Origin of the sequence: Microbacterium sp. (assembly GCF_047602155.1) — a bacterium.
Taxonomy (GTDB): Bacteria; Actinomycetota; Actinomycetes; order Actinomycetales; family Microbacteriaceae; genus Microbacterium.
Window position 1 is genome coordinate 820,394 of the sequence record NZ_JASGHZ010000001.1, and the last position, 25,086, is coordinate 845,479.

31 protein-coding genes, 2 pseudogenes and 1 riboswitch are annotated in these 25,086 nt (G+C 73.2%); of the genes and pseudogenes, 10 read left to right on the forward strand and 23 right to left on the reverse strand.

Annotation, left to right across the window (positions count from 1 at the left end; genetic code table 11):
• Positions 1-48: 48 nt before the first annotated feature.
• Positions 49-921: a Cof-type HAD-IIB family hydrolase gene (locus tag QM720_RS03830; RefSeq protein WP_415124832.1), complete on the forward strand. Its 873-nt coding sequence runs from the start codon at positions 49-51 to the stop codon at positions 919-921.
• A gap of 61 nt (positions 922-982) precedes the next feature.
• Here the strand turns inward: QM720_RS03830 and QM720_RS03835 are convergent, their stop codons facing one another.
• From QM720_RS03835 to QM720_RS03845, 3 genes are read right to left on the reverse strand one after another with little or no spacing between them, the layout of a single operon-like run.
• On the reverse strand, positions 983-1,810 hold the full coding sequence (locus QM720_RS03835) for an SDR family oxidoreductase (protein WP_415124833.1): 828 nt from the start codon (positions 1,808-1,810) through the stop codon (positions 983-985).
• A complete protein-coding gene (locus tag QM720_RS03840; protein ID WP_415124834.1) occupies positions 1,807-2,595 on the reverse strand; it encodes an enoyl-CoA hydratase/isomerase family protein in 789 nt (262 codons plus the stop codon). Before QM720_RS03840 ends, QM720_RS03835 begins: the two co-directional genes overlap by 4 nt.
• Positions 2,592-3,353: an SDR family NAD(P)-dependent oxidoreductase gene (locus tag QM720_RS03845; RefSeq protein ID WP_415124835.1), complete on the reverse strand. Its 762-nt coding sequence runs from the start codon at positions 3,351-3,353 to the stop codon at positions 2,592-2,594. The genes QM720_RS03840 and QM720_RS03845 overlap by 4 nt, the downstream gene beginning before the upstream one ends.
• 202 nt (positions 3,354-3,555) lie before the next feature.
• Here QM720_RS03845 and QM720_RS03850 point away from each other — a divergent pair.
• Both QM720_RS03850 and QM720_RS03855 read left to right on the forward strand, forming a co-directional pair.
• A pseudogene (locus tag QM720_RS03850) lies at positions 3,556-3,948 on the forward strand (phosphotransferase); the annotation flags it as partial.
• 20 nt (positions 3,949-3,968) lie between these two features.
• Positions 3,969-4,358: an MmcQ/YjbR family DNA-binding protein gene (locus tag QM720_RS03855; protein WP_415124836.1), complete on the forward strand. Its 390-nt coding sequence runs from the start codon at positions 3,969-3,971 to the stop codon at positions 4,356-4,358.
• Between the two features lie 20 nt (positions 4,359-4,378).
• Here the strand turns inward: QM720_RS03855 and QM720_RS03860 are convergent, their stop codons facing one another.
• The 6 genes from QM720_RS03860 to QM720_RS03885 form a co-directional block, all read right to left on the reverse strand.
• Complete coding sequence (locus QM720_RS03860; RefSeq protein ID WP_415124837.1) at positions 4,379-4,714, reverse strand: type II toxin-antitoxin system PemK/MazF family toxin; 336 nt, start codon at positions 4,712-4,714, stop codon at positions 4,379-4,381.
• Complete coding sequence (locus QM720_RS03865; protein ID WP_415124838.1) at positions 4,708-4,965, reverse strand: hypothetical protein; 258 nt, start codon at positions 4,963-4,965, stop codon at positions 4,708-4,710. Before QM720_RS03865 ends, QM720_RS03860 begins: the two co-directional genes overlap by 7 nt.
• A 44-nt stretch (positions 4,966-5,009) precedes the next feature.
• A complete protein-coding gene (locus tag QM720_RS03870) occupies positions 5,010-5,780 on the reverse strand; it encodes an energy-coupling factor transporter transmembrane component T family protein (protein WP_415124839.1) in 771 nt (256 codons plus the stop codon).
• 53 nt (positions 5,781-5,833) lie between these two features.
• Positions 5,834-6,829 (reverse strand): ABC transporter ATP-binding protein, encoded by a 996-nt coding sequence (locus tag QM720_RS03875; RefSeq protein WP_415124840.1) that lies wholly within the window; start codon positions 6,827-6,829, stop codon positions 5,834-5,836.
• Positions 6,781-8,073, reverse strand: coding sequence for an ABC transporter ATP-binding protein (locus tag QM720_RS03880; RefSeq protein WP_415124841.1), 1,293 nt, complete (start codon positions 8,071-8,073; stop codon positions 6,781-6,783). Before QM720_RS03880 ends, QM720_RS03875 begins: the two co-directional genes overlap by 49 nt.
• Positions 8,066-8,695, reverse strand: a complete 630-nt coding sequence (locus tag QM720_RS03885) for an ECF transporter S component (protein ID WP_415124842.1) — start codon at positions 8,693-8,695, stop codon at positions 8,066-8,068. Before QM720_RS03885 ends, QM720_RS03880 begins: the two co-directional genes overlap by 8 nt.
• Positions 8,689-8,798, reverse strand: a riboswitch (TPP riboswitch). It overlaps the preceding gene by 7 nt.
• 33 nt (positions 8,799-8,831) lie before the next feature.
• Between QM720_RS03885 and QM720_RS03890 the strand changes: the two genes are divergently transcribed.
• Positions 8,832-10,250: a D-alanyl-D-alanine carboxypeptidase gene (locus QM720_RS03890; RefSeq protein ID WP_415124843.1), complete on the forward strand. Its 1,419-nt coding sequence runs from the start codon at positions 8,832-8,834 to the stop codon at positions 10,248-10,250.
• A gap of 30 nt (positions 10,251-10,280) precedes the next feature.
• Here QM720_RS03890 and QM720_RS03895 read toward each other — a convergent pair whose 3' ends face one another.
• The gene (locus QM720_RS03895; RefSeq protein WP_415124844.1) at positions 10,281-11,876 is read right to left on the reverse strand and encodes an SLC13 family permease; all 1,596 of its coding nucleotides are present in this window, start codon (positions 11,874-11,876) and stop codon (positions 10,281-10,283) included.
• A 337-nt stretch (positions 11,877-12,213) separates the two neighbouring features.
• On the opposite strand from QM720_RS03895, the gene QM720_RS03900 reads away from it, so the two are divergent.
• Entirely contained in the window at positions 12,214-12,759 is a 546-nt protein-coding gene (locus tag QM720_RS03900) for an RNA polymerase sigma factor (protein WP_415124845.1), read from the forward strand.
• Positions 12,756-13,754 carry a hypothetical protein gene (locus QM720_RS03905; RefSeq protein ID WP_415124846.1) on the forward strand — a complete coding sequence of 333 codons (999 nt, stop codon included), beginning with the start codon at positions 12,756-12,758 and terminating at the stop codon, positions 13,752-13,754. The genes QM720_RS03900 and QM720_RS03905 overlap by 4 nt, the downstream gene beginning before the upstream one ends.
• A 24-nt stretch (positions 13,755-13,778) precedes the next feature.
• Here the strand turns inward: QM720_RS03905 and QM720_RS03910 are convergent, their stop codons facing one another.
• Together QM720_RS03910 and QM720_RS03915 are read right to left on the reverse strand one after the other, a co-directional pair.
• Positions 13,779-14,723, reverse strand: a complete 945-nt coding sequence (locus QM720_RS03910; protein ID WP_415124847.1) for a J domain-containing protein — start codon at positions 14,721-14,723, stop codon at positions 13,779-13,781.
• Between the two features lie 14 nt (positions 14,724-14,737).
• Positions 14,738-15,817, reverse strand: coding sequence for a 3-hydroxyisobutyryl-CoA hydrolase (locus QM720_RS03915; RefSeq protein ID WP_415124848.1), 1,080 nt, complete (start codon positions 15,815-15,817; stop codon positions 14,738-14,740).
• A gap of 258 nt (positions 15,818-16,075) precedes the next feature.
• On the opposite strand from QM720_RS03915, the pseudogene QM720_RS03920 reads away from it, so the two are divergent.
• Both QM720_RS03920 and QM720_RS03925 read left to right on the forward strand, forming a co-directional pair.
• Positions 16,076-16,585 (forward strand): annotated as a pseudogene (locus QM720_RS03920) (ATP-binding cassette domain-containing protein); the annotation flags it as partial.
• Positions 16,586-17,051: 466 nt separating this feature from the next.
• A complete protein-coding gene (locus QM720_RS03925) occupies positions 17,052-17,876 on the forward strand; it encodes an ABC transporter permease (RefSeq protein ID WP_415124849.1) in 825 nt (274 codons plus the stop codon).
• Between the two features lie 12 nt (positions 17,877-17,888).
• On the opposite strand, the gene QM720_RS03930 is transcribed toward QM720_RS03925, so the two are convergent.
• The 7 genes from QM720_RS03930 to QM720_RS03960 form a co-directional block, all read right to left on the reverse strand.
• Positions 17,889-18,290 carry a hypothetical protein gene (locus tag QM720_RS03930; RefSeq protein ID WP_415124850.1) on the reverse strand — a complete coding sequence of 134 codons (402 nt, stop codon included), beginning with the start codon at positions 18,288-18,290 and terminating at the stop codon, positions 17,889-17,891.
• Positions 18,291-18,385: 95 nt separating this feature from the next.
• The gene (locus tag QM720_RS03935) at positions 18,386-19,183 is read right to left on the reverse strand and encodes a uroporphyrinogen-III synthase (RefSeq protein WP_415124851.1); all 798 of its coding nucleotides are present in this window, start codon (positions 19,181-19,183) and stop codon (positions 18,386-18,388) included.
• 176 nt (positions 19,184-19,359) lie between these two features.
• Positions 19,360-19,632, reverse strand: a complete 273-nt coding sequence (locus QM720_RS03940) for a hypothetical protein (RefSeq protein WP_415124852.1) — start codon at positions 19,630-19,632, stop codon at positions 19,360-19,362.
• Entirely contained in the window at positions 19,622-20,029 is a 408-nt protein-coding gene (locus QM720_RS03945; protein WP_415124853.1) for a phage holin family protein, read from the reverse strand. The genes QM720_RS03940 and QM720_RS03945 overlap by 11 nt, the downstream gene beginning before the upstream one ends.
• A 1-nt stretch (position 20,030) precedes the next feature.
• Positions 20,031-20,414, reverse strand: a complete 384-nt coding sequence (locus tag QM720_RS03950) for a hypothetical protein (protein ID WP_415124854.1) — start codon at positions 20,412-20,414, stop codon at positions 20,031-20,033.
• Between the two features lie 94 nt (positions 20,415-20,508).
• Entirely contained in the window at positions 20,509-22,041 is a 1,533-nt protein-coding gene (locus QM720_RS03955) for a protoporphyrinogen/coproporphyrinogen oxidase (RefSeq protein ID WP_415124855.1), read from the reverse strand.
• Positions 22,038-22,208 carry an FAD-dependent oxidoreductase gene (locus QM720_RS03960; RefSeq protein WP_415124856.1) on the reverse strand — a complete coding sequence of 57 codons (171 nt, stop codon included), beginning with the start codon at positions 22,206-22,208 and terminating at the stop codon, positions 22,038-22,040. Before QM720_RS03960 ends, QM720_RS03955 begins: the two co-directional genes overlap by 4 nt.
• Positions 22,209-22,451: 243 nt before the next feature.
• Between QM720_RS03960 and QM720_RS03965 the strand changes: the two genes are divergently transcribed.
• Positions 22,452-22,976 carry a YbhB/YbcL family Raf kinase inhibitor-like protein gene (locus tag QM720_RS03965; RefSeq protein ID WP_415124857.1) on the forward strand — a complete coding sequence of 175 codons (525 nt, stop codon included), beginning with the start codon at positions 22,452-22,454 and terminating at the stop codon, positions 22,974-22,976.
• Positions 22,977-22,997: 21 nt separating this feature from the next.
• Here QM720_RS03965 and QM720_RS03970 read toward each other — a convergent pair whose 3' ends face one another.
• From QM720_RS03970 to QM720_RS03985, 4 genes are all read right to left on the reverse strand, one after another.
• Complete coding sequence (locus QM720_RS03970; protein WP_415124858.1) at positions 22,998-23,312, reverse strand: type II toxin-antitoxin system PemK/MazF family toxin; 315 nt, start codon at positions 23,310-23,312, stop codon at positions 22,998-23,000.
• The gene (locus QM720_RS03975; RefSeq protein WP_415124859.1) at positions 23,302-23,535 is read right to left on the reverse strand and encodes a hypothetical protein; all 234 of its coding nucleotides are present in this window, start codon (positions 23,533-23,535) and stop codon (positions 23,302-23,304) included. The genes QM720_RS03970 and QM720_RS03975 overlap by 11 nt, the downstream gene beginning before the upstream one ends.
• A 99-nt stretch (positions 23,536-23,634) precedes the next feature.
• Positions 23,635-24,015 (reverse strand): DUF86 domain-containing protein, encoded by a 381-nt coding sequence (locus QM720_RS03980; protein ID WP_415124860.1) that lies wholly within the window; start codon positions 24,013-24,015, stop codon positions 23,635-23,637.
• Positions 24,012-24,455, reverse strand: a complete 444-nt coding sequence (locus QM720_RS03985) for a helix-turn-helix domain-containing protein (protein WP_415124861.1) — start codon at positions 24,453-24,455, stop codon at positions 24,012-24,014. The genes QM720_RS03980 and QM720_RS03985 overlap by 4 nt, the downstream gene beginning before the upstream one ends.
• Positions 24,456-24,509: 54 nt before the next feature.
• On the opposite strand from QM720_RS03985, the gene QM720_RS03990 reads away from it, so the two are divergent.
• Entirely contained in the window at positions 24,510-25,085 is a 576-nt protein-coding gene (locus QM720_RS03990; protein ID WP_415124862.1) for an HhH-GPD-type base excision DNA repair protein, read from the forward strand.
• Position 25,086: the final 1 nt, after the last annotated feature.

Genomic DNA, 25,086 nt, shown 5'->3' on the forward strand with positions numbered 1-25,086 from the left:
GTCCGGCCGCGGTCAGGGGGCGAGGGGGCACACCGATACCGTAGTCCCATGACAGGGCAGCGCATCGTGTTCATCGACGTCGACGGCACGATCCTGGAGCACGGCTCGGTCATCGCACCGTCGACCGTCACGGCGATCCGCACGGCGCGGGCGCACGGCCACCTCGTCTACCTGTGCACGGGACGCAGCGACGGCGACCTGCACCCGAAGGTGCGCGAGATCGGCGTCGACGGCGCCATCACCAACGGGGGCGCCTTCATCACCCGCGGCGACGACCTGGTCGCCGCCCATCCGATGCCGCGCGCCGACGTCGGGCGGCTGATCGCGTTCTTCGAGGGTCTCGGCATCCAGTTCTTCCTGCAGTCGCACGACGGCATCTTCGCGAGCCCGGGGGTCTTCGCCCTGATGAGCGACTTCATCCGTCTGCGCGCCGACCGCCGCGCAGAGGATCTGCACCACCTCGGCCTCGACGGCGAGGACGACCTGCTCGACACGCTGGTGACGGATGCCGGCGAACGCTACCGGCCCGTCGCCGACGCCGACCTCGACCACATCGCGAAGGCCGTGTTCGTCAGCGCGGCCTCCGACAGCGTCGACCGCGCGCGGCGCGACCTCGGCGACCGGTTCCACGTGATCCCGGGGAGCATGCCGCTGCCGGGCGGGTCGAACGGCGAGGTCGCGCGCAGCGGCGTGAACAAGGGCTCGGCGATCCTCGAGGTGCTGGGGCTGCTGGGGCTGCCTGCGGCGGATGCCGTGGGCATCGGCGACAGCTGGAACGATGTCGAGATGTTCGAGGTGTGCGGGGTGTCGGTCGCGATGGGAAACGCCGACCCCGAGCTGCAGGCCCGCGCCGACCGCGTCACGACCGGTGTGCTCGACGACGGCGTCTGGAACGCGTTCGTCGAGCTCGGCCTCGTGTAAACGCTCGCTCCACCCACCGGTCGTTGAGCGAGCGCCGCAGGCGCGAGACGAAACGCCCCGGCTACAGGAAGATGTCCGGGAACAGCGCGCTGTCGGGGGTGCCGGGGGTCGCGGCGTAGCGCGCGAAGTCGGTGACGCCCGCGGCGCGGAGCACGTCCTCGACGACGAGCGTCTGGCCGGTGTACGCGCGGGCCGGCTGCGTGAGCACCGCGTAGGCCGCGTCGGCGTAGATCTCCGGCGTGCGGCTGACCCGCATCATCCGGTCGCCGCCGAGAGCGAACTGCACGGCGGCGGTCGCGATCGTCGTCTCGGGCCACAGGGTGTTGGCCGCGATGCCGTCCTTCGCGAACTCGGCCGCCATCCCAAGGGTCGCCATCGTCATGCCGAACTTCGCCAGCGAGTAGCCGGTGTGCGCGCCGAGCCAGCGCGGCGTCGTGTTCAGCGGCGGCGACAGCGACAGGATGTGCGGGTTCTCGGCCTTGCGCAGCTCGGGGATCGCGGCCCGGCTCAGCATGAACGTGCCGCGGACGTTGACGTCCTGCATGAGGTCGTACTTCTTCGCTGCGAGGTCGAGCGAGCCCGACAGGTCGATGACCGACGCGTTGTTCACGACGATGTCGATGCCGCCGAACTCGCCCTGCGTCTTCAGCACCGCCGCGGTGATGTCGTCGTCGCTGCGCACGTCGCCGACGATCGGCAGCGCCTGCCCGCCCGCCGCCTCGATCTGCGCGGCGGCCGTGTGCACCGTGCCGTCGAGCTTGGGATGCGGCGTGTCGGTCTTCGCCAGCAGCGCGATGTTCGCTCCGTCGCGGGCGGCGCGCAGGGCGATCGCGAGGCCGATGCCGCGGCTGCCGCCCGACATCAGGATCGTCTTGCCGGAAAGCGTCACGAGCTGTCCTTCCCGTTGTCTTTACGCCGGGCGGATGCCGCGGCGAACGCCGCGACCCGCATCCGGGATTCGTCGGTGTCGAAGCGCGCGCCGATCGTGCGCGCCTCGTCGTCGAGGTTGTCGGCGAACGCACGCCGGGCACCGGCGCGGATGAGGCGCTTGGCCTGGCCGAACGCGCCGGTGGCGTTGTCGAGCCAGAACGCGGCGACCTCGGCGGCGCGGCGGCCCGGGTCCTCGCTGACCTCGGCGACGAGGCTCCAGTCCCGGGCGGTCACAGCGTCGATCGTGACATCTTGCAGCAGCATCCGCAGTGCGCGGGTCTGGCCGATCGCGGCCGGCAGCAGCGTCGAGACGCCGAGGTCGGGGGTGAGGCCGATGTTGGCGTAGCGGCTGACGAAGCGCGCGCCCTCGGCGGCGACGACGTAGTCGGCGGTGAGCATGAGCCCGAGGCCGCCGCCGGCGACGGCGCCCTGCACGGCGGCGACGATGGGCTTGTCCGACGCGACGAACGTGCGGATGCCGTCGTGGATCACCTCCGCCATCGCCGTGATCTCGGCTCCGCCGGCCGCGCTCGTCGCCATCGCGAGCACGTCTCCGCCGGCGCAGAACGCCGGGCCGTTCGCGTCGATCAGCACCGCGCCGACGGTGTCGTCGGCGGTGATCTCGTGCGCGAGGTCGCGCCAGCGCGTGCCCATCTCGAAGCCCATCGCGTTGAGCACGTGCGGGCGGTTGAAGGTGACGCGCGCGAGCGCGCCCTCCCGCGTGTAGAGCACCGAGTCGCTCACTTCGGCGCCATCCGGATCGCGCCGTCGAGGCGGATGGTCTCGCCGTTGAGGTATCCGTTGCCGACGATCTGCAGCACCAGGCTCGCGTACTCGTCCGGCCGGCCGAGGCGCTGCGGGTACGGCACCTGCTGGCCGAGGCTCACCTGCGCCGCCTCGGCCAGGCCGGCGAGCATCGGCGTCTCCATGATCCCGGGCGCGATCGTGCACACCCGGATGCCGTAGCGCGCCAGCTCGCGCGCGATCGGCAGCGTCATCGCGTGCACGCCGCCCTTGCTCGCCGAGTAGGCCGGCTGGCCGATCTGCCCGTCGAACGCCGCGACCGATGCCGTGTTCACGATGACCCCGCGGTCGCCGCCCGCGGTGGGCTCGGTTCGCGCCATCGCCGCCGCGGCCTGCGCGATGACGTTGTAGGTGCCGACGAGGTTCACCCGGACGATCCGCTCGAAGTGGGCCAGATCGGTCGGGTTGCCGTCGCGATCGAGCACCTTCGCCGGCTGTGCGATGCCCGCGCAGTTCACGACGACCCGCAGCGGGCCGTGTTCGGCAGCGGCGGCGACGGCGGCGGCGACCTGTGCCGGGTCGGTGACGTCGGCGGCGACGAACGAGCCGCCGAGTTCGGCCGCCCGGTCGGCACCGGCGGAGGTCGGCAGGTCGACGATGACGACGTGCGCGCCGTCGGCCGCCAGGCGGCGCGCGGTGGCAAGTCCCAGCCCGCTGGCGCCGCCGGTGACGAGGGCCGAGGCTCCCGAGATGTCCATGCGTTCTCCTTCGCGTTCTTCGTCGAACCGGACGCTGCCCCCAGCCTAGCCCCGCGGCACGCCGTGCCATAGCCACCGACACTCAGTCCCACGCCGCGACGGAGCGCAACGGTGTCGTGTGCCAACCGCAGGGTGAATCCGCGTTCCGCGCGCGAAATCCGGCCGCCGACCCCGTTTCGCCCTGCGTTTGGCACGCGAACCGGTCGAGAGGGGCGGGCGCGGGCTGCACGACGCGCTCCCGGTCGCCGAGTGTCCGTTCGAGTGGACCGTCCCGACGCGCGTGGCGAACGCGCGCGGTCGCGGCATCCGGGTACCCGACGCGCTGCGCGAACCGCCGCCGATCGACCAGCTCGTCGTCTGCCACGGCGATGCGTGCGCGCCCAACACGCTGCTCAGCGCCGACGGCCGGTGGCTCGCGCACGTCGACCTGGGCGCACTCGGCATCGCCGACCGCTGGGCCGACATCGCCGTGGCCGCGATGAGCACCGGGTGGAACTACGGCCCCGGCTGGGAGGCCGCCCTCATCGTCGCCTACGGCATCGAGCCCGACCGCGAGCGGGTCGCCTACTACCGCGACCTCTGGAACGCGACCTGAGACCGCGGCACGATGGTGTCATGACGCATCCGATCATGTTCGACGACGCCGACCCGCTGCTGGTGCGATTGCGGGCCCTCGCATTGGTGCTGCCCGAGGCGGCGGAGAAGATCGCGCACGGGCGTCCGATGTTCCACACCGAGCGGGCGTTCGCCACCTACGGCGGATCGCCCCGCGGGCGCACCGCCGAGCGGCACGACACGGCGCTGCTGCTGCGCCCCGACCCCGACGACGCACCCGCGCTGCGTCAGGATGCGCGGTTCTGGGAACCGGCGTACCTGTGGCCGCGCGGCTGGCTCGCGATCGACCTGACGACGGATTCCGACTGGGACGAGATCGCCGAACTGCTCGACGCGTCGTACCGCGCCACCGCCCCGCGCCGCCTCGTGCGGCTGCTCGACGGCGCTTAGCCACACTGCCGAGCGACGCCTCAGAGGCCGAGGAGGCGCCGCAGGATGAGGTCGACACGTGCGAGCGTGACGTCGTCGACTCGACCGAATCGATGCTCCAGCCGGAGCGGAGAGATCGAGCGAACGTCTTCGCACTTCGCGTAGCTCGTCGCACGCAAGCCGGAAACGCCCGGTTCGACCTCGACATGCGTGGATCTGTTCCGGAAGGTGCGGGTGACAGGGACCACTGTGAGGACCGGGGGCTCCGAAGCGAGCCACGCCTCCGCACTCACGATGACCACCGGTCGGCGCAGCGCCTGCTCGTGACCGACAGGCTCACCGAGGGCGGCGAGGTAGACGTCGCCGCGCTTCACCACCCGCCGCGCTCGCTGAGTTCGTCGTCGGCGCCGTCGGACAGATCGTCCGTGCCGCCCGCGCGCAGATACACCGAACGATCGTCGGCCGACAGCGTGGCGTGTTCCGCCCGGACCGCGTCCCAGAAATGCTGTTCGTCGCTGGCATCGAGCGCAGACTCGATCGCACCGGCGAGCGTCGTGCCCTGCGACGCAGCACGCTCGGCGAGCCGGTCGCGCAGTCCGCGCGGAACCTTGATCGTCGTCACTGTCATACCTCGAGTATACCCATGGTATGCCAGCCGGGGATGCCGGTCGCTCATGCACCGAGGATGAAGCGCCACGTCCCGGCCCACACCGCGGCCGCGACCGACAGCAGGCCGATGGCGAGGCCGGCGGCGAGCAGCATCCATGCGCGCATGCCCCACGGCGACGCGCGCGCCCACGTCCGTGCGCCAGGGGCGCCGAAGCCCCGCGCCTCCATCGCGGTCGCGAGCTTCGTGCCGCGGCGGATCGCCAGCACGAACACCGCGAACACCATCCCGAGCAGCCGCCGCACCCGGCCCGTGTCGGCGACCCCCCGCGCGCGCCGCGCGAGGGCGAGCTGGCGCCAATCCTCGCCGAGCGTCTCCACGAGACGCATCGCGGCCAGCGCCCCCAGCACGAATCGCGCCGGCAGCCGCACGCGCTGGGCGAGGCCGTCGGCGAGGTCGGTGGCATCCACCGTCACGAACAGGACGACGGCGGGCAATCCGATCGCCAGCACCCGCAGCAACGTCGAGAGTGCGAGCCAGAGCGACCCGTCGCTGATCCGCACGAACAGCCACTCGACGTGAACGTGCCCACTCGTCGCGCCGTACAGCGCGATGGTCAGCGCGCCCGCCGCCGCGGCGACGAAGACCGGCCAGGTGCGTCGCCAGAAGAGACCCCACGACACCCCGGATGCCGCGAGCAACGGCACCTCCAGCACCAACGCGACGGCCGCCGACACCGGGTCGATCGTGAGCACGAGCGGCAGCGCGATCAGCAGCGCCGCGCCGAGCTTCGCGACCGGGTTGACGCCGGCGACTCCGGCCGCCGAGCGGGTCACGGACGCGACGCCACCGCCCCGCACACTCCCCGCCCGCGAGGCTCTCGCGGCGCTCACGAGGTTGCCCCCGGCGTCCCGCCCGGCGGCGCGGCACCCGACGGCGCCGCACCCGGCGGCGCGGCGCCCGGCGGCGCGCCAAACGCAGGGCCAACCGACCGACCGGGACGGTTTTCATCACCGGACGGCCGATCCACCCTGCGTTTGGCACCGTCGGCGGTGGACCCGACGCACGGCTCAGAAGCCGATGGCGCGGCGCGCGACTCAGGCGGAACCGTCGATTTCGGGCAGGTTTCACCCCCGAAAGGCCGATCCAGCCGGAGTTGTGAACCGAGATCGGCGGGCGCCACGGGCAGTTCGCGGGCACTCAGCGCCGACAGCACGGCATCGTCGTGCGTGACCACGACGACGCCGGCCCCGTCGTCGCGCACCTCGGCGACGAGGGCGACGATCTCGGCCCAGGTGACGGCGTCCTGCCCGAACGTCGGCTCGTCGAGCACCATGACGCGCGGGCGCGTCGCGAGCATCGCGCCGACGGTGAGCCGACGCTTCTGCCCGCCCGAGAGGGTGTACGGATTGGCCTCGGCGAGCGCGGTGAGCCGCAGCCGCTGCAGCAGCTCGTCGACGCGACGCGCGATCTCGGCGTCGGGCAGCCCGAGCGCGCGCGGCCCGACCTCGAGCTCACCGCGCACGGTCCTGCCGAGCAGCTGGTGCTCGGGGTCTTGCAGCACCGTGCCGATGCGGGTCAGCAGCGCCCGCGACGACCACGCGAACGGGTCGTCGACCCGCCCGCGCCGCACACGGAGGTCGCCGACGAGGGTGGCGGATGCCGTCACCTCGCCGCCGTGCGCGGGGAGCAGTCCCGCGAGCGTCAGCGCCAGGGTCGACTTGCCGGCACCGTTCCGCCCCGTGATGCCGAGCACCTCTCCCCCACGCACGTCCACGTCGAGCGGACCGGCAGCGGGGATACCGTGGGTGCGGCCCACGACGAGCCCGCGCGCCGTCAGCAGCGGCTCGCCCAGCCCGGCGGCGCGAGCCTGCGGCGACGGCACGCCGCGCGGGACGGCTGACGGCAACGGCACGAGACCGCCAGCCACCGATCCGACGCCCACCGACGGCCCGGCGGGCCGACCGGGCTCACCCGGCTCGGGAGGCACACTCGCGACACCCGCAGCCGCATCCGCATCCGGCACGGAAGGCGCACCCCACACCGGCGCGGCGCCCGACGCCGCGGGCGCCCCTGGCACCGACGCCACACCCGGCTCGGGAAGCACACGCGACAGCCCCGCACCCGACCCGGCGGGCCGCCCCGCCACACCCGCAGCCGCACCCGGCACGGAAGGCGCACCCCACACCGGCGCGGCGCCCGACGCCGCGGGCGCCCCTGGCACCGACGCCACACCCGGCTCGGGAGGCACGCCCCGCGCACCCGACGAGGTCGCCACACGCGACGCATCCGCCGCACCCGAAGCATCCGCCGCACCCGAAGCGCCCGCCGCACCCGACGCGCCCGCCTGCCCCGGCAGCGCGGGTCGCCACCCGGGCACCCACACGCCGGCGGCGGCGAGCGCGGGGCCTGCGCGGCGAAGACCGCGTCGGGCGCGCCGTCGGCGAGGACCCCGCCCCCGGCGCCCAGCACGACGACGCGGTCGACGACGGGCAGCCACACGTCGACACGGTGCTCGACGACCAGCAGCGTCGCGCCCGTCGCGTCGAGCACCGCCGCGACGGCGTCGCGCACCTCGCGCACGCCGTCGGGGTCGAGGTTCGCCGTCGGCTCGTCGAGCAGCAGCACGCCCGGCCGCATCGCGAGCGCGGCGGCGAGCGCCAGCCGCTGCCGCTGCCCGCCCGACAGCGCCGACGTCGCACGGTCGAGCGCGACGTCGAGGCCGACGGCATCCAGGGCCGCGCGCACCCGCGGCCAGATCTCCTCCCGCGGCACCCCGAGGTTCTCGCAGCCGAACGCGACGTCGTCGCCGACGCGGGCGAGGACGGCGGCGGCATCCGGATCCTGCAGCACCATCGCGGCGCGCCCCCGCGCCCGCACCGCCGGGGCGCCGTCGACGAGCAGCGCGCCGAGCGTCTCGCCCTCGTCATCGCCGCCCAGGATGCCGGCGACCCCGCGCAGCAGCGTCGACTTGCCCGATCCGGAGGCACCGAGCAGCAGCACCCGCTCGCCCGCCGCGACGCGGAAGGTCGCCTCGCGCACCGCCCACGCCCGCCGGGTCGCGTACCGCCAGCCCCAGTCGCGCGCCTCGACGGACGCCGGCCCGGCAGCGGCGCCCGGGCTAGACACGCCGAGCGGTCTCGCGCCCCGCGGCGAAGCGTTCCAGCGCCCCGGTCGCGGCGAGGCTCCGCACGACGAGCCACGCCCCGGCCCCGGCGATCACCGCGCCCGACACGGTCGTCGACGCGATGTAGACGGTCGTGAACAGCGTGTCGACCCCGGCGTACCAGAGGATGCGATCGTTGACGCCGCACGCCAGGCCCGCCACAGCCCCCGCCAGCACCGCGACCGGCAGCGAGAACACCCGATAGAAGAACAGGAGGAAGACGAGCTCGGCCCCGAGCCCCTGCACGAGCCCCGACACGATCGTCAGCGGCCCCCACTGGTTGCCGATCAGCGCCGAGAGCGTCGCCGCGACGAGCTCGGTGTACAGGGCGGCGCCCGGTTTGCGGATGATCAGGCCGCCGAGCACCCCCGCGATGAGCCACGGCCCGGCGAGCAGACCCTGCAGCCCGGGCAGCAGGGGCTTGAGCACCGCGCTCGGGCCCTCGTAGGCGACGCCCCAGACGGCGAACAGCAGGGCGCAGGCCACCGCGACGACACTGGCGACGACGATGTCGACGATCCTCCAGCGGGAGCGGCCGCTGACCGCGGCATCCGAACGGGAAACGGTGGACGCAGAAGCGTGCATGTGATTCTCCTCCCTGCGCCGGCATGATCCGGATCAGGTTCGACGGTCGAAGCGTGGATCGCTTCCTCTCAGCCCGGCTCACCGGACTCCCGTGGGTATGGCGTCGATTATAGCCGTGAACGGGTAGCTTTAGCGGGTGACCATCGAAGACGCGCCCCCGACCTCGCGGCGCGCGCTTCGCGAGCAGGCCGCCACCGTCGTCACCAATCCGCAGGGACGCACGGCGCTGGCCTGGCTCCCGGACGACGCGGTCACGGTGCGACCGGCTTCGCGCGAGCTGCACGAGGCGGATGCCGGCGCCCCCGCCATCGCCCCCGACCTGCTCGCCCGTCGTCCGCGACGCTCGCCACTGCGCCCGGGCACCGTCATGCCGGTGCTGGTCGCGCTCGCACTGGCCGGGGCATATGCCGCGACGACCCTGCTGTGGCCCCTGCACGCCGTGCCCCCGGTGGTGACGGAGGCGGCGGTGCCCGACCTCGTCGCGCCGGCGTCGGCGGTCGCCTGGCCCGAGTCGGGTTCGGCCGCGGTGGGCGTGAACGGCTTCGACACCGTCGCCGCATCCAGCGGCGACCCGGCATCCATCGCGAGCATCACGAAGCTCGTCACGGTGCTGATGGTGCTCGACGAGATGCCGCTCGCGCCCGGCGAGCAGGGGCCCGACTTCGCGTTCACCTACCGCGACCGGCAGACCTACTACAGCTACCTCGAGAACGACGAGTCGGCCCTGAACGTCCCCGTCGACGGGGTGCTGACGCAGTATCAGATGCTGCAGGGCATCCTGATCGGGTCGGCCGGCAACTACACCGACCGGCTCGCCAGCACGATCTGGCCGACCGACGAGGTGTTCGCGGCGGCGGCGGCATCGTGGCTGTCACGGCACAGCCTCACGGGGATCACGGTCGTCGAGCCGACCGGGATCGACCCCGCGAACGCCGCGGCGCCCGGTGCGCTCATCGCGCTCGCCCGGCTCGCCCTCGCCAATCCGGTCGTCGCCGAGATCGTCCGTACGCCCTCCGTCGAGCTTCCCGGCGCCGGCGTCGTGCAGAACACCAACGACCTGCTCGCCGACCCCGCCGTCGTCGGCCTGAAGACCGGCAGCCTGTCGGGGGTGTACAACCTGCTCGCCGCGAAGGACGTGACCGTCGGCGAGGTCGCCGTGCGCGTCTACGCCGCGACGCTCGCGCAGCCGACCGACGAGGCGCGCGCCAGCGAGACGGCCCGGCTGCTCGACGCGGTGGCGGCCGAGGTGGCGACCCCGCAGGTGCTCCCCGCGGGCACGCTCGCCGGCACGGTGACGACGCCGTGGGGCGCGCAGGCGACGATCGTGACGGATGCCGATGCTTCCGTTCTCCTGTGGAACGGTGCCTCGGCGACCCCCGCCGTCAGCCTCGACCTCGGCGATGCCCGCGCCGCCGACGACGCCGTCGGCACCGTGAGCATCGCGGGGCCGCTCGACGCGGCGACCGTCGCGGTGCACCTGACCGCCGACATCCCGGACCCCGACCCGTGGTGGCGTCTCACGCATCCGCTGGAGCTGTTCGGCCTCGTCGGCTGAGCCCGCAGACGGGCTCGGGTGCAGCTCGGGTCAGAACGGCCACACGAGCGGCACGTACAGCACCGCGACGGCGAGGAAGACGACCATGAGCAGAGAGCCGAGGCGCCAGTAGTCGCCGAAGCGGTATCCGCCGGGCTGGAGCACCATGAGGTTCGCCGGTGTCGCGACCGGGGTGAGGAAGGCGGCGGCGCCGGCGACCGTCAGCGCCATCAGGAACGGCTGGATGCTGAGGCTCAGACTGTGCGCGATCGCCACCGCGATGGGGGTGACGATGAGCACGGTCGCGACGTTCGAGATGAACTGCCCGAGCACCATCGTGAGCACGCACAGCACGAGCAGGGCGAGGTACGGCGAGCCGGTGCCGATGACGGCGAGGACGGCATCGGCGACGACGGACGCCGCTCCCGTCGAGATGAATGCCGACGACAGCGGAACCATCCCGGCGATGAGGATGACGGTGGTCCACGAGATGGCGCGGTACGTCTGCGGAATCGTCAGCACGCGCGTGAGCACGAGAGCGCCGGCGGCCAGCAGCGCCGCGACGGCCGGGGGCACGAGGCCCGTGGCCAGCAGCACGACCATGACGCCGAGGATGACGAGCGCCCGCTTCGCGCCGGCACCCAGCGGCACGGCGCGCTGCAGCAGCCGAGGGGCGGTGACCGCGATGATGTCGGGCGATGTCACGTACCGCTCCAGCGCCGCCCACGGGCCCTGCACGAGCACCGCATCGCCCGCCTGCAGCGTCAGCGATCCGGCCACGCCCGTGCCGCGCGAGGCGTTCGGCCCCTCGCCGTCGCCGCGGCGCACGCCGAGGATGACGAGGTTCTCGTCGCGCGTGGTCATCCCGGCGTACACGACCCGGCCGATGAGGCTCGACCGCGGGGCGACGAGCACCTCGGCGACGCCCTCCGCGACGCTGAACAGTGCCCCCGTGGCGAGGTCGACGTCGTAGCTCTCGCGCAGCAGCTGCGCGTGCTCGCGCGGATCGGGCGCCACGTCGCCGAGGTGCTCGGGGCTGCGCGCCGGCAGCAGCCGGTCGCCGGCGAGCGCGACGATCGTCACGGTCAGCAGCACGAGGGGGATGCCGGCCAGCGCGAACTCGAAGAAGCCGAAGGCGCGCCCGCCCGCGGTGACCGCCGCCTCGGACACGACGATGTTCACCGGCGTGCCGGTGAGGGTCAGGAGCGACCCGGCGCTGGCCGAGAAGGCGAGCGGGACGAGCAGCTTCGACGGCACGAGCCCGGCGCGCACCGCCACGACGACCACGACCGGCAGCAGCGACGCGACCGCCCCGTTGATCGAGATGAAGGCGGCGAGCACGGCCGCGAGCGCCCCGATGATGACGGTCAGCCGCACCCGGCCCCGCCCGGCGCGGGTGACGACCTGGTGACCGAGCCAGGCGGTGACGCCGGTGGCATCCAGCGCTTCGGACACGACGAACAGCGCCGCGATGAACAGCACCGTCGGGTCGCCGAACCCGCTGAAGGCCTCGGGGAGGGTCAGCACGCCGGTCGCCCACAGCGCGAGCGCCACCCCCATCGACACGAGCGCGAGCGGCACCCTGCCGCTGACGAACGCCACGACGGCGCAGGCGAGGATCAGGAACGTCCAGGATGCCGGCTCCACTCCCCCAGCCTAGGATGACCGCCCCGCCGCTCCCCTCCCGCTCTCCCTCCCTCCCCCCTCCCTCTCCCTCCCTTTCCGGTGAGACTGCATCGGTGCACCGAGACTGCAGCTGCCATCTGCAGTTTCGGTGCACTACTGCAGTCTCGGTGCGCGGGCGGGGCGGGTGCAGGTGCGGGTGCGGATGCCGGGGCAGGTGCGCGGGGCGGGGCGGGCCGGGGCCGGTGCGGGTGCGGTGCGGGGTGCAGGCGGGGCGGGGCGGATGCCGGGGAACGGTGGACGTCAGGCGCCCAGGGTCGGGCCGTCCGACTAGTGTCGAGATGACGACCGAGGGGCACGGATGGACAGGCAGCAGACGTTCCATGCGCTCTTCGACGCGCACTACGTCGCCGTGCTCCGCTACATCGAGCGGCGGGTCGCCGACGATCAGGTCGCACAGGAGATCGCGGCCGACGTGTTCGAAGCGCTCTGGCGCAAGCTCGACGTCGACGAGCCGCAGGGCCTGCCCTGGCTGTACACGACGGCCGGCCTGCTCGTGAAGAACCAGTCGCGCAGCTCGCTGCGACGAGCCTCCGCCGAGGCGGCCCTGCAACGTCGCGTCGAAGAGCCGCCGGCCGATGCCGACCGTGCCGACGACCTCGCACTGCGGGTGGCGCTCGGCCGGCTCGACGAACGCGAGCGCGAGGCGATCGAGCTCACGTACTGGGAGGGGCTGTCGGCGCACGAGGCCGGAGCCGTGCTCGGGATGCGGCCCGGAGCCGTGTGGACCCTGCTCAGCCGCGTGCGCGCCCGGTTGCGCCGCGAGCTCGAAGCCGCAAGCGCCCCCGCCCGCTCGTCTGCCGGTGAGCCCGACTCCGAGCCCGCCGCGACGGGAGGCGGGCGATGATCGACGACGACGACCGGATCCGCGACCTCTTCCGGAGGATCGATCCGGCGCGCACGCCCATCGACGCCGAGCTCACGTCGGAACAGCTGCTGGTGCGCGACCGGATCACCGCCACCACCGGAACCACGAGGCCGCGACCGCGTCGCTGGTGGCCCGCGCTGCTCATGCCGGCGGCAGCCGCGGCCGCCGTCGTGCTGATCGTGCTGTGGTCGGTGGCCTCGCCGCTCGCTCCCGCCGAGCAGGCCGCCGCAGCAACCCCGCCGCGGCTGACGTTCGTCGACGACGGCCGGTCGGTCGAGGAGGTGGTGGCGGATGCGACCGCTGCGCTGGCGGCATCCGCCGGTCCCGCCGAGGCCCGGCGCGGCGCGGTGACGACGGGCTGGTACTACCAGGTCGACGATGTCGGCGGTGAGCAACAGAGCACGACGATCCTCCCGCAGACCAGCGTGTTCGAGTGGGCCGAAGACCAGTCGGGATCGATGACCGTGTACGTCGGCGAGCCGTACTGGCCCGACCTGTCCGATGCGCCGCTGCCGGATGATCTGCCCGAGCCGGGCTCGGTGCTGTGGTCGATGGACTACGCGCCCGGCGAGGCGCAGATGCCCGACACCGCGCCGCCCGACGACACGGCCGAGGGCGTGCTCCGGTTCCTGACCGACTTCGGGCTCAGCGACAGCGCCGACGGCTTCACGCTGGTCACCGCGATCGAGTCGGTGCAGCAGGCGTGGACGCTGACCAACGCCCAGCACGCCGCCATGCTCTCCCTCCTCCCGCAGGCCCACGGCGTGACGGTGCTCGGCACGACCACCGACCGGGCCGGTCGCCCCGTCGCCGCCCTGTCGGTGCAGGCGCCGCGCGGCGGGTCGCAGCTGCACCTGTTCCTCTCGAGCGAGACGGGTCGCATCGTCGGCACGGAGGTGTACGTGACCGAGGCGAACGAGGTCTTCCCCGCCGACGCGATCATCTCCTACTCGATGTGGGATCTCCCCCGTTGAACCGCGCCGGCGATGGATGCCGCCTCAGACGAACCGCACCGTCTGCTGCAGCCGGGTGCGGACGTCGAACAGCTCGTTGCCGCCGATGTCGCGGGCTCCGGTGAGACCGCGGCGCAGCACCGTCGACAGGGCCGAGCGCGCGACGATGGCCACCGGCATCCCTCGCACGCGGCCGAGTTCGTCGATCGCGGTGGCGACGTCGTCGTCGGGCAGCACGACGATCGCGCCGCCGAACTTCACGCGCGCCGCGCGGGCGACCGCGCGGGATGCCGCCGCCAGCCCCGCGACCGGCGACCCCACGACGCCGTCGCCGATCAGCTCGCCGCGGCGGACGCGCACGGGCCCGCCGAAGTCCTCGCTGAGCACGGCGTACAGCCCGCTCGGCCCGAGCACGATGTGGTCGAGCTTGGCATCGGGGTCGCGCAGACCCCCAGCGACGTCGTGCCACACCGTGTAGCCCATGCCCAGGTCGCCGACGATGCGCGCCGTCGCCTCCTCGGCGAGCGCGTCGGCCAGCAGCCGTTTCACCTCGCGCGGCGCCGTGCGCACGAGCACGGGATCGTACGGGTCATCGAGCGCCGCGCCGCGGCCGGCCCACTCGCGCATGAGGGTCAGGTAGCGCTCGCGGCGCCATCCGCCGGGCTGTCCGAACGACCGCGCTCGGGGCCGCGTGTCGGCGGGTCGTGACGGCGGTCGCCAGCCGGCATCCGACCCCGGCCCTCCCGGCCCGTACTGCGGCGCGGATGCCGCCCCGAACCCGTGCCCGCGGTCGTAGGCGGCGCGCGCCTCGGGCGTCGACACCAGCTCCCACGCCCGCTGCACCTGCACGAACTGGGCGGCATCGCCGCCGGTGTCGGGATGCGTCTGCCGCAGTCGCAGGCGATACGCCTTGCGCAGATCCTCGTCGGAGGCGTCTGGGGCGACCGCCAGCACCTCGTACGGCGACGCCGACAGGGGCGAATCGAACACGCGTCAGCTCCCCGTCAGTCCCACAGCGGCACGGGCGGCACCCACGCCAGAGCCCGCGCGGCGAGCCCCGGCTCGACGGCCGCGAGGGATGCCGGCTGCCACCGCGGCCGGCGATCCTTGTCGACGACCTGCGCGCGGATGCCCTCCACGAGGTCGGGCTGCGTCTGCGCGAACCACAGCACCAGGCCGTACTCCTGCGCCAGCGCGGCCCGCAGGTCCGGCAGCTCGCGCGCCGCGCGCACGGCGGCCAGTGCAACGGTCAACGCCGTCGGCGACAGCTCGCCGAGGGTGTCGGCGGCGGCCGCCGCCTCGGGCTCGGGGCGGGCGCGCAGGCGCTCGACGATCTCGGCGACGGTGCCGGCGACGAACGCGTCGTCGATCCACGGGCGGGCGGCTTCGAGGCGCGACGGCGGGGCTTCACCCCGGTCGCCTCCCGAGGAGCGCAGCGACGAGACGAAACGCTCCGACGGCGCCGCCAGCTCGGCGCTCGCGATCACGCCGTCGGCGAAGCCGGCGTAGACGGCGTCGGCGGCATCCATCGTGTCGCCCGTGAGTGCGAGATACTCACCCACCCGGCCCGGCGCGTGCGCGAGCAGCCACGAGCCGCCGACGTCGGGGGTGAAGCCGATGCGGGTCTCGGGCATCGCCAGGCGCGACCGCTCGGTGACGAGCCGGACGGTCGCGTGGCCGGCCAGCCCGATGCCCCCGCCCATCGTCACCCCGTCGGCGATCGCGACGATCGGCTTCGGGAACTCGGCGATGGCCGCGTTGAGCGCGTACTCGGCGCGGAAGAAGCCCGCCGTGAGATCGGCCCGCCCGGCGAGGATCTGCTCGCGCAGCCCGCGCACGTCACCGCCGGCGCAGAACCCGCGATCGCCGGCACCGTCCACGAGGACCGTCTCGACGGCCGGGTCGTCGCGCCAGGCGCCCAGCGCGGCCGTCAGCTGCCGGATCATCCCGAGGTCGAGTGCGTTGATCGCCCGCGGCCGGTTGAGGGTCAGGTGGCCGACCCGCCCCTCCACGCGCGCGAGCACGGTCGGTTCGGGAGCGTCAGCCGCATCCGGACCGCCGACGTCGTCCGCCATCTCCACCATCCCCCCAGGCTACGCCGCACCAAACCCGCGCTCGCGCAGTCTCGCGAAACCTCGCAAATGTTCGTGACACGCCGTGCAACACCGCGCAAAGTCATACATTTGCGAGGTCTCGCGAAACCTCACAGATGTTCGCGACACGCCGTGCAACGCGTGCGCGACACGGACATTTGCGAGGTTTCGCGGGGGCTCAGCGGGGGCGGGGCGAGGGATGCCGGCGGATCGGGCAGGATGGAGGGGAACCACGACGAGAGGCCCACCATGCCCGAAGGACATGTCCTCGAGTTCACCGAGGTGACCAAGCGCTTCGGCCCCATCGCCGCCGTCGACGGCCTCACCGCCCGCGTCGAACCCGGCCGCGTCACCGGCTTCCTCGGCCCCAACGGCGCCGGCAAGACGACGTCGCTGCGCATGCTGCTCGGCCTCATCGGCACCACGAGCGGCACGGCGACGATCGGCGGCAGGCGCTACGCCGAGCTCGCCCGGCCGCTGCAGACCGTCGGCGCCGCACTGGAGTCGTCGGGCTTCCACCCCGGCCGCACGGCCGCGAACCACCTCAAGGTGTACGCGCAGGCCGCCGGGCTGCCGGTGTCGCGCATCGACGCCGTGCTCGCCCTCGTCGGACTCGCCGATGCGGCCGGCCGCAAGGTCGGCGGTTACTCCCTCGGCATGCGTCAGCGCCTCAGCCTCGCCTACACGCTGCTCGGCGACCCGGGCGTGCTCGTGCTCGACGAGCCGGCGAACGGGCTCGACCCGGAAGGAATCCGCTGGTTGCGCGGGTTCCTGCGCGAACTCGCCCGCGAGGGCCGCACGGTGCTCGTCTCGTCGCACATGCTCGCCGAGGTGCAGCAGACCGTCGACGCCCTCCTGATCATCTCCCGCGGACGCCTCGTCTACCAGGGCGACGTCACCGGCCTCACGACCGCCGACGATTTCACGACCGTCATCGACTCCCCCGATCGGGCGGCCCTCGCCCACGCGCTGGATGCCGCGGGCATCGGCTACGACCGGGTGCGCACCGGGTTCACGGTGCGCGGCAGCGACCCGATCGCGCTGGGCGCGATCGCCGCCGGTGCGGGAGTGGCGCTGTCGAACCTGCAGCGCAAGGGCCCGCCCTGGAGGAGGTGTTCCTCGATCTCGTCAACGGCACCCGCGTGCACGAGTCGGTCGGCGCATCGCCGGCAGCGCAACCCGACGCCACCGAGAAGCCCAGCACCACCGAAGAAGGTGACCAGCGATGAGCCTCGCGAACGCGACCCGGTCGGAGCTGACCAAGCAGTTCACGACGTCGCTGTGGTGGATCCTCGGCCTGGTGCTCCTCTTCTACATCGGCAGCACGGCGGGTGGGCTCGCCGGCGTCTTCGGCGCCGTCGCGGCCGGCATCATCGGCCCCGGCACCACCAACGGCACCCCGATCCCCGGCGACAGCCTCGCGCCGATCATCTACAGCCTGGCGACGGCGGTCGGCTACGTCTTCCCGCTGCTGATCGGCACTCTGCTCGTGACCGGCGAGTTCCGGCACAAGACGCTCACGCCCACGTTCCTCGCGGTGCCGCGGCGTGGCGTGGCGCTGGGCGGCAAGGTGGCGGCCGGCATCGTCATGGGACTGCTCTACGGCGTCGTGGCGCTCACCGCAACCGTCGGCCCCGGCGCCGCCATTCTCGCGGCGTTCGGCGTCGACACGCAGCTGGGCGCGTCGGGCACGTGGGCGATGCTCGGGCGCATCGTCGTCGCGTTCGTGCTGTGGACGCTGATCGGCATCGGCGTCGGGACGCTCGTGCGCAACCAGGTCGCGGCCGTCGTCGGCGTGATCGCCTTCACCCAGTTCGTCGAGCCGATCGCGCGCATGGTCGGCGTCTTCGTCAAGGGCGTCTCGGGCGTGACGCACTACCTGCCCGGCGCGGCGTCCGATGCCCTCGTCGGCACGAGCATCTACTCCACGCTGGGCGGCGCCACGGACGACGGACTCGCCTGGTGGGGCGGCGGCCTCGTGCTGCTCGGCTACGCCGCCGTGCTGCTCGTGCTCGGCTACCTCTTCAGCTGGCGCCGCGACGTGAGCTGACGGCATCCATCGTCACGCGGAGGATGCCGCGAGCGCGCTCACCTCGTGCGGCACCTCGTCGCCGGGGTCGAGCCGCAGCGCCTGCACGAGCGCGCGGCCGTGCCGGGTCGACAGGACGAGGCGGGCGAACTCCGGGTCGCCGTCGAGGTCGATGACGACGGCGGGCCTGCGCCGGCGCACGATGACGAAGTCGGCGCCGCCGCTGGAGCGCCAGGTGCCCATCGCGATCGTGCCGCGCACGTGCGTGCCGGGGTTCGGCACGCCGCGAAGCCAGTTCCAGGCGTCGTCGGTCAGCTGCACCTTCGAGATGTGCGCGCGATCGACCGTGACGCTGCCGTGCCGCCGCGCCAGGGCGCGTTCCGCACCCGAGAGCACCACCTCGAGCTGCGTCGCGTCGAGCAGCAGTGTGACCATGGCTTCAGTCTGCCAGCGTCGCGGGGCCGGCGTGGGGCCGCCGGTGCAACGATCCGGTCTCGACCGGGCGCCCCTGCCTCACAGCGCCGACTCCCTCACAACACGAACTCGTCCGTCGCGTGCGGCAGCGGAAACGTCGACACGACCGCGATGAGCCCGTCGACCGTCTGCTCCGGGGCGATCGCGCTGACGCTCAGGCCCGCCCTGCGGGCGTCTTTCGCGGTGCGCGGGCCGATCGCGGCGATGACCGTCGAGGCGGGGATGTCGGGGAACTGCGCGCGCACCTGCTCGGCGACCGACCCGCTCGTGACGAGGATCGCGTTGATGCGACCGCTCGCGACATCGCGCGCGATGCGCTCGGTGACCGGCACCCCGACGGTGCGGTACGCGACGACGCTGCGCACGTCGTGCCCCGCCTCGCCGAGCCGGCGGGTCAGCACGGGCTTCGCGATTTCGCTGCGCAGCGTCAGGATGCGACGCGGCTCGGGTTCGAGGCCGATCAGCTGCTCGGCCATGCCGGCGGCGGAGTTGTCGTCATCGGGAACGAGGTCGACGCGGTAGCCGACGGCGGTGAGCGCCGCGGCGGTGGTCTCGCCCACGGCCGCGACGCGAGTGGATGCCGGGATCACCGCGCGATACGCGTACAGCACGTCGACGGTGGTGGCGCTCGTGAGAGTGACCCAGTCGAAGACGCCGGCGGCGAGGTCGGCGAGCGCCGCCTCGAGGGTGGCCTGATCGGTCGACGGCGCGAAGTTGATGAGCGGAGCGATCACCGGCACACCGCCCTGGGCCCGCAGGGTCGCCGCGACCGAGTCACCCCAGGGGCCTCCGCGAGGAACCAGCACACGCCACCCCTTGAGGGGCTTGGCGGGTGCCTGCGGGTGTGGGTTCATGCTCGACTCTCGTGATGCTCAGTCGGGACACGCGAGGACCGCGCGTCCGGCATCCGCCACGTTCGGGTCGGCGGGATGCCGGCAGCATCGCGTCGTCGCCACTGCCTGGTAGTCGAGCATACCCCCGCGCCCGGGGTGCCGAGCGACGCGGGTCGCGCGGGAGGTCGGCGGGTGTCTCAGCGGGTGTAGAGGCGGACGGCGCCCCACACGAACACGCCGACGGCGGCGGCGACTCCGACGACGGCAGCGACGGCGGCCGCCGGCTGGCGCTGCGCGAACGCGCGCGCCTGCGTCACCCCGCGATCGGTCGCCTTCGCGACCCGCTTCGGGACGTTGGCCTTCTCTTCGATCGCCGCCAGCGCCGCCTTGAGCTCTGCGCGGGCGCTTTCGACCGGGTCGGTGATCCCGAGGGGCACGGCCGTGCGCGGAAGGGAGAGTTCAGAAGTCATCGGCCACATCCTTCACGATCTTCGCGTCGATCTGCACGGCTTTCACCGGGTTCGAGCGGTTGAGCTTCTTCAGGCGCGCGATGCCCATGAGCGCGAACACCGCCGCTGCGGCGAGCGCGATGACGACGACGATGAGGCTCGCGAGCCAGGCCGGCATCCATGACGACAGGCCGATGATCGTGAACGCGGCCAACGCCGGCAGCGACCAGAACAGGAAGAACAGGGCGACGAGAAACCACACGCCGCCCATCCCGGCGTCCTTGCCGGCACTGACGGCCCAGGCCTTGGCCGAGTCGACCTCGGCGATGACGAGATTGCGGACAAGCTCGGGCACCTCGCCGACGAGGGTCAGCAGGCTGTCGTCGGAGCGGTCTCGAAACCCGCGCGAGCTGGGCATGTCAGTCGTCCAGGGCGTTGTTGAGGTCGTGGGCGACCTGGTCGACGCCCTTGCGGACCTCGGCGGCGCTCTTCTCGGCGCCACGGGCGATGTCGTCCTTCGAGGCCTTGCCCGCCTTGATCGCCGAGTCGAGCTTCTCGCCCGGCGTGCCGCTGCCCGTCGCGGCCTTGGTCACCTTGACGGCGCTGTTCCACACCGCGCTCGGCAGGGCCAGCGCGGCCGACGTCGCCGCCTTCTTGGCCTTGTCGACCTGCTTCTGCACGGGCGCCGTGTTCCACACGCTCAGGTATGCCGACTTGATCTGCTCGTAGCGCTCGCGCCCGGCGCGGGAGCCCAGCACATATCCGATCGCGAGCCCGACGACGATTCCGACTTTGCCTCTCATGGCGTCTCCTCACGCTTTCGCGATGCCTCGACTGTCCAGGGTAGTCCTATATTCCGATTCCGGCATCCATCCGCGTCACGGGCTTCCCGGTGCGCTACGACGGGTCGTCCGATCCCCACAGGACGCTCCGGCGCACGGCGTCGGCCTGCCCGATCGCGTCGGCGACCACGGCCGCGATGCCCCCGCCCGACAGCCACGCGCCGACGGCCGTCAGGCCCGGCCGGGCGGCGACCGCGGCGCGCGCGAGCGCCGTGCGCTCGGCATGGCCGAGGACGGATGCCGGCTCCTCCAGCACGACCCGCCGCTGCGCGCAAGCACGCACGGCCAGTGGCGCGGCGCCGAGGAGCAGGGCCGCCTGCGCGGCGGCCTGCTCCTGTGCGCGCGGCTCGGGCGCGCCGGGCGCGTCGGCCGCGTCGGGCGCGTCCGTGGCATCGAGCCTGCCCGTTCCGGTCGAGCCCGCCGGTTGCGTCCCGGCATTTTCCGGCCGGGTCGACAGTAAGGGGCCGTCTCGACGAGCGGAGTCAGCGGCCGGCAGGCTCACCCGCAGCACCCATCGGTCGGGGCCGGCGGCCTCGGCGACGCTCGGCCACATGGCGGTGGCGTTCACGACCCCCGCCGCTTCGGCGGCGCCCGCCGCGGGATACACGGCCGCCGCCGTGCCGGCCTCCGGCGCGTCGAGGCCGGCGGCATCCACCACGAGCGTCACGACGTCGCGCACCGGCGCCGCCGTTTCCGCCACCTCGGCGCCCGCGGTGCCGAGCAGCGCGACGGCGGATGCGGCACCGGTGGCCACGATGACGGCATCGGCGGTCAGGCTCGCAGCCCCGACGGTGACCGCCGGGGTTGCGACGGCGTCCGGCCCGTCCGCGGTCGGGGTTGCGACGGCGTCCGGCGCGGCCGCGGGCGGCGTTTCCGACGCAGCGGCGGTATCCTCCGTGACGCGCACGACCCACCGGTCGCCGACACGGGCGAGTTCTGTCACCCGGGCGCCCGTGCGCACATCGGCGTCGAGGTCGGCGAGGCGGGCGGCGAGGGTGCCGACGAGGTCCGACATCCCCCCGCGCAGCGTCGCGAGGCGCGCCCCGTCGGCCGCGGGGCGTGCGGCGAGCAGCTGATCGGCCCCGCCCGCGAGCGACCCGGTGCGGGTGAGCGCGGCCGAGAGCCCCGGGACGGCGCGGTCGACGTCGATCGCCTCGGGGGCGACGCCGTAGACGCCGTGCGTCAGCGGCGCCACCAGGCGGTCACGCACACGGGCACCCATCCGCCCCGCGACCAGCGCGCCGAGGCTGCTCTCGCGGCCGATCGTGAGCGGCGGCCGCAGGCGGTCGAGATAGGCGCGCCACGCGCCGTTCCAGCCGATGATGCGGCGGACGTTCTCAGCCCACGGATTGGCCGGGATGCCGGCCAGCGCGGCCGAATCCTCGGCTGCGGCGGATGGGCCGGGCAGCGGCGCCCGGCGCAGCGCGCCCGACGATCCGCCCGCCCGGAAGGCGACCCACGCCGTCTCGGTCGCGGCCGGCTCGACCTGTGCGCGCAGGCCGAGCTCGTCGATCACCGCGGCGAGGGGCGCGGCATCCATCGGGAACGAGTCGGCCACGAGATCGACGGCGATCCCGTCCAGGGTCATCGTCTCGAGGCCCCGCCGAGCCGGTCCGAGGCCTCCAGCACCGTGACCGCGATGCCCAGCTTCGCGCACTCCCACGCCGCCACGAGCCCCGCGACACCGCCGCCGACCACGACGACATGGGTTCCGTGGGCGCGCTCGGCGAGGTCGGGGGTCTGCGGGTCGGGCACCCACCCATCCTCCCACCGCCGCCCGCGCCGCCGCGAAGGTTCGGTCGCGGCATCCTGCGGGTCGCCAGCGCGCACACCCGCAGGATGCCGCGACCGAACACCGCGAGCACCCCGCCTAGAGTTGTCCCGTGCGGCTGACCTACTTCGGCCGACCGGCAGGGGATGCCGCCGCCGCGCCACCCGCCGCGCCGTTCCCTCCCGCCGCGCTGTCGCATCCGGCTCGGCAGGGCGTAGGGTGCCGTCATGACGAACCTCGACCGTCCCGTTGCGCCCGACCCGTACACGATGCTCCCCGCCGCCCCGGCGTTCGACGTGACCAGCCGCGACGTTGTCGAGGGCGCGCCGCTGCGGCCCGCGCAGGTCGCCGCCGGCGGCAACACCTCTCCGCATCTGGCCTGGGGCGACCCGCCGGCGGGCACGGAGTCGTTCGTCGTGACGTGCTTCGACCCCGACGCGCCGACGCCGAGCGGGTGGTGGCACTGGGTGCTCGTCGACCTGCCGAAGGACGTGCGCGAGCTGCCGTCCGGGGCCGCCGCCGAGCCGTTGTCGGCCGGCGCGTTCCACGTGCGCGTCGACTCCGGCGACATCGGTTACTTCGGCGCCGCCCCGCCCGAGGGCGACCGCCCGCACCGCTACTACTTCGTCGTGCACGCCGTCGACGCGCCGAACCTGGGGGTGGATGCCGCGGCATCCCCCGCCGCCGTCGCCTTCCACCTCGCCTTCCACACGCTCGGCCGCGCGATCGTCTGGGGCACCCACCAGGCGTAGCGCGGGGCCGGTGCGCGCCGCTCAGAGACTGAGCACGACGCGCAGAGCCGCGTCGACGGCGCGCAGTTCGTCAAGGCTCAGGTGACCCACCCGGTCGCCGAGCCTGCTCGGATCGACGGCGCTCGTCTGCTCGACCAGCACGCGGGTCGGGGCTTCGTTCAGCTCGATGACCGGGCGGAAGGTCGCCGCGCGCGCTGATGTCGACGTGGGCGCGACCATCCAGGTCGACAACACGTCGAGATCGTCCGACTGCACGACGACCGCGTATCGACGACCCTGCTGCTCGTGACCACGGACGTCCCTCGGCGCACGCAAGCGGTAGACGTCACCACGCACGCAACGACTCCAGATCGCGCAGCACCTGGGCGGCCTCTGCGCGGTCGTCGGGATCTGCAGCAAGCGACTCCGCCTCGGCCCGGAGCCTCGCCTTCGCGTGCCGGGCCGCCGCCGCGACCAGCGCGTCGCGGACGACAGTCGACACCGGCGTGCCGTCGGCGGTGAGCTCGTCGAGCGCGAGACGGGTGTCTTCGTCAGGGCGGAAGGTGATCGTCGCTGTCATGACACCATCGTCTCACACTCTGTAAGACGTGAAGCGGCGCATCGAGCCCGCGCCGTGCGGCTCGATGCTGTCGAAGAGCACCGGTGGGTCGGGTTCGGCCTACTCACCCCGCGAACCGTCACTGCGGGGTCGACCGGCCATCGTCCGATCGAGTATCGACTGGATTCCGGCGCGGATGCGGGGCAGATCGGCGACAAGGGTGTCCCAGACCGCTTCGTAGTCGGTCGCCTCGTAGTGGTGCGCGAGTCGGTCGCGCATCCGCTTGATGCTCGTCCACGGAACCTCGGGATGGGCCGCAGTCGTCTCGTCGCTCAGCCGTGCGACGTTCTCACCGATCTTGATGATGATCGATTCCGCGGCGAGCCCCGGTGTGTTGAGGACATCCGACCGATACCAGTCGCGACCACGGTCAGCGAGCTGTGAGCCGTTGTCGCACAGTCGCACGATCTCGCGCAGCGACCGCGAATCACGGTCGTTCATGCGGCCACTGCCGATTGCAGAATCGGGTGCTCTGCGGGAAGTCCTCCGTCGGTGACGACATCGACCGGGACACCCAGCAGACGTTCGGCGGCGAGACTGAACTCGGCGATCGTGAGCAGCCCCACGGCGGGACCGCGCGTGACGAGGACATCGAGGTCGCTCGACGGCGTGTCCGTGCCCCGTCGCGCAGACCCGAAGACGCGGAGGTTGGTCAACCCGAATTCCGCGGCGAGTGCCTTGAGCTCATCGCGATGCTGGTCGAGTGCTTCGTGGGGCAGCGGGCGCATGGCTTTGCGAAGGCGCTCGACCATCTGCGCTGACGGGCGGCGGCGCCCAGACTCGTAGGCGGCGATATTCGGCTGCACGACCCCGCTTCGCTCCGCGAGTTGCGTCTGACTGAGTCCGGCCGTTTCACGCATCGAACGGATCGTGTCGTTCATATCATGATGATATCCCTCCATGCACACCTGATGCGCGCGCGGCAGACTGGACGCATGCCAGAACTCCACATCACCGACGATCCCGCCGCCGACGAGCTGCTCACGCGCAACCCCCTCGCCCTGCTGATCGGCATGCTCCTGGACCAGCAGGTCGCGATGGAGGTCGCGTTCACGGGGCCGCTGAAGATCCAGCAGCGCACCGGCACCCTGGATGCCGCATCCCTGGCCGCGTACGCCCCCGATGCCCTGGCCGAGGTGTTCCGGCAGACGCCGTCGGTGCACCGCTACCCCGGGTCGATGGCGGCGCGGACGCAGTCCCTGTGCCAGGCGCTCGTGGACCAGTGGGGTGGAGATGCCGCCGCGCTGTGGACCCGCGACGACCCGGATGGCCCGGCCGTCCTGAAGCGTCTGAAGGCGCTGCCCGGGTTCGGCGAGCAGAAGGCGAAGATCTTCCTCGCGCTGCTGGGCAAGCAGTACGGTTTCGCAGGCTCCGGGTGGCGCGGGGCATCCGCCCCCTACGGGGAGGCGGGCTCGTACCGCTCGGTCGCCGACATCGTCTCGCCGGAGTCGCTCGCGAAGGTCCGCGAGCACAAGCGGGCGGTCAAGGTGGCCGCGGCACGGGGCGAGTAGC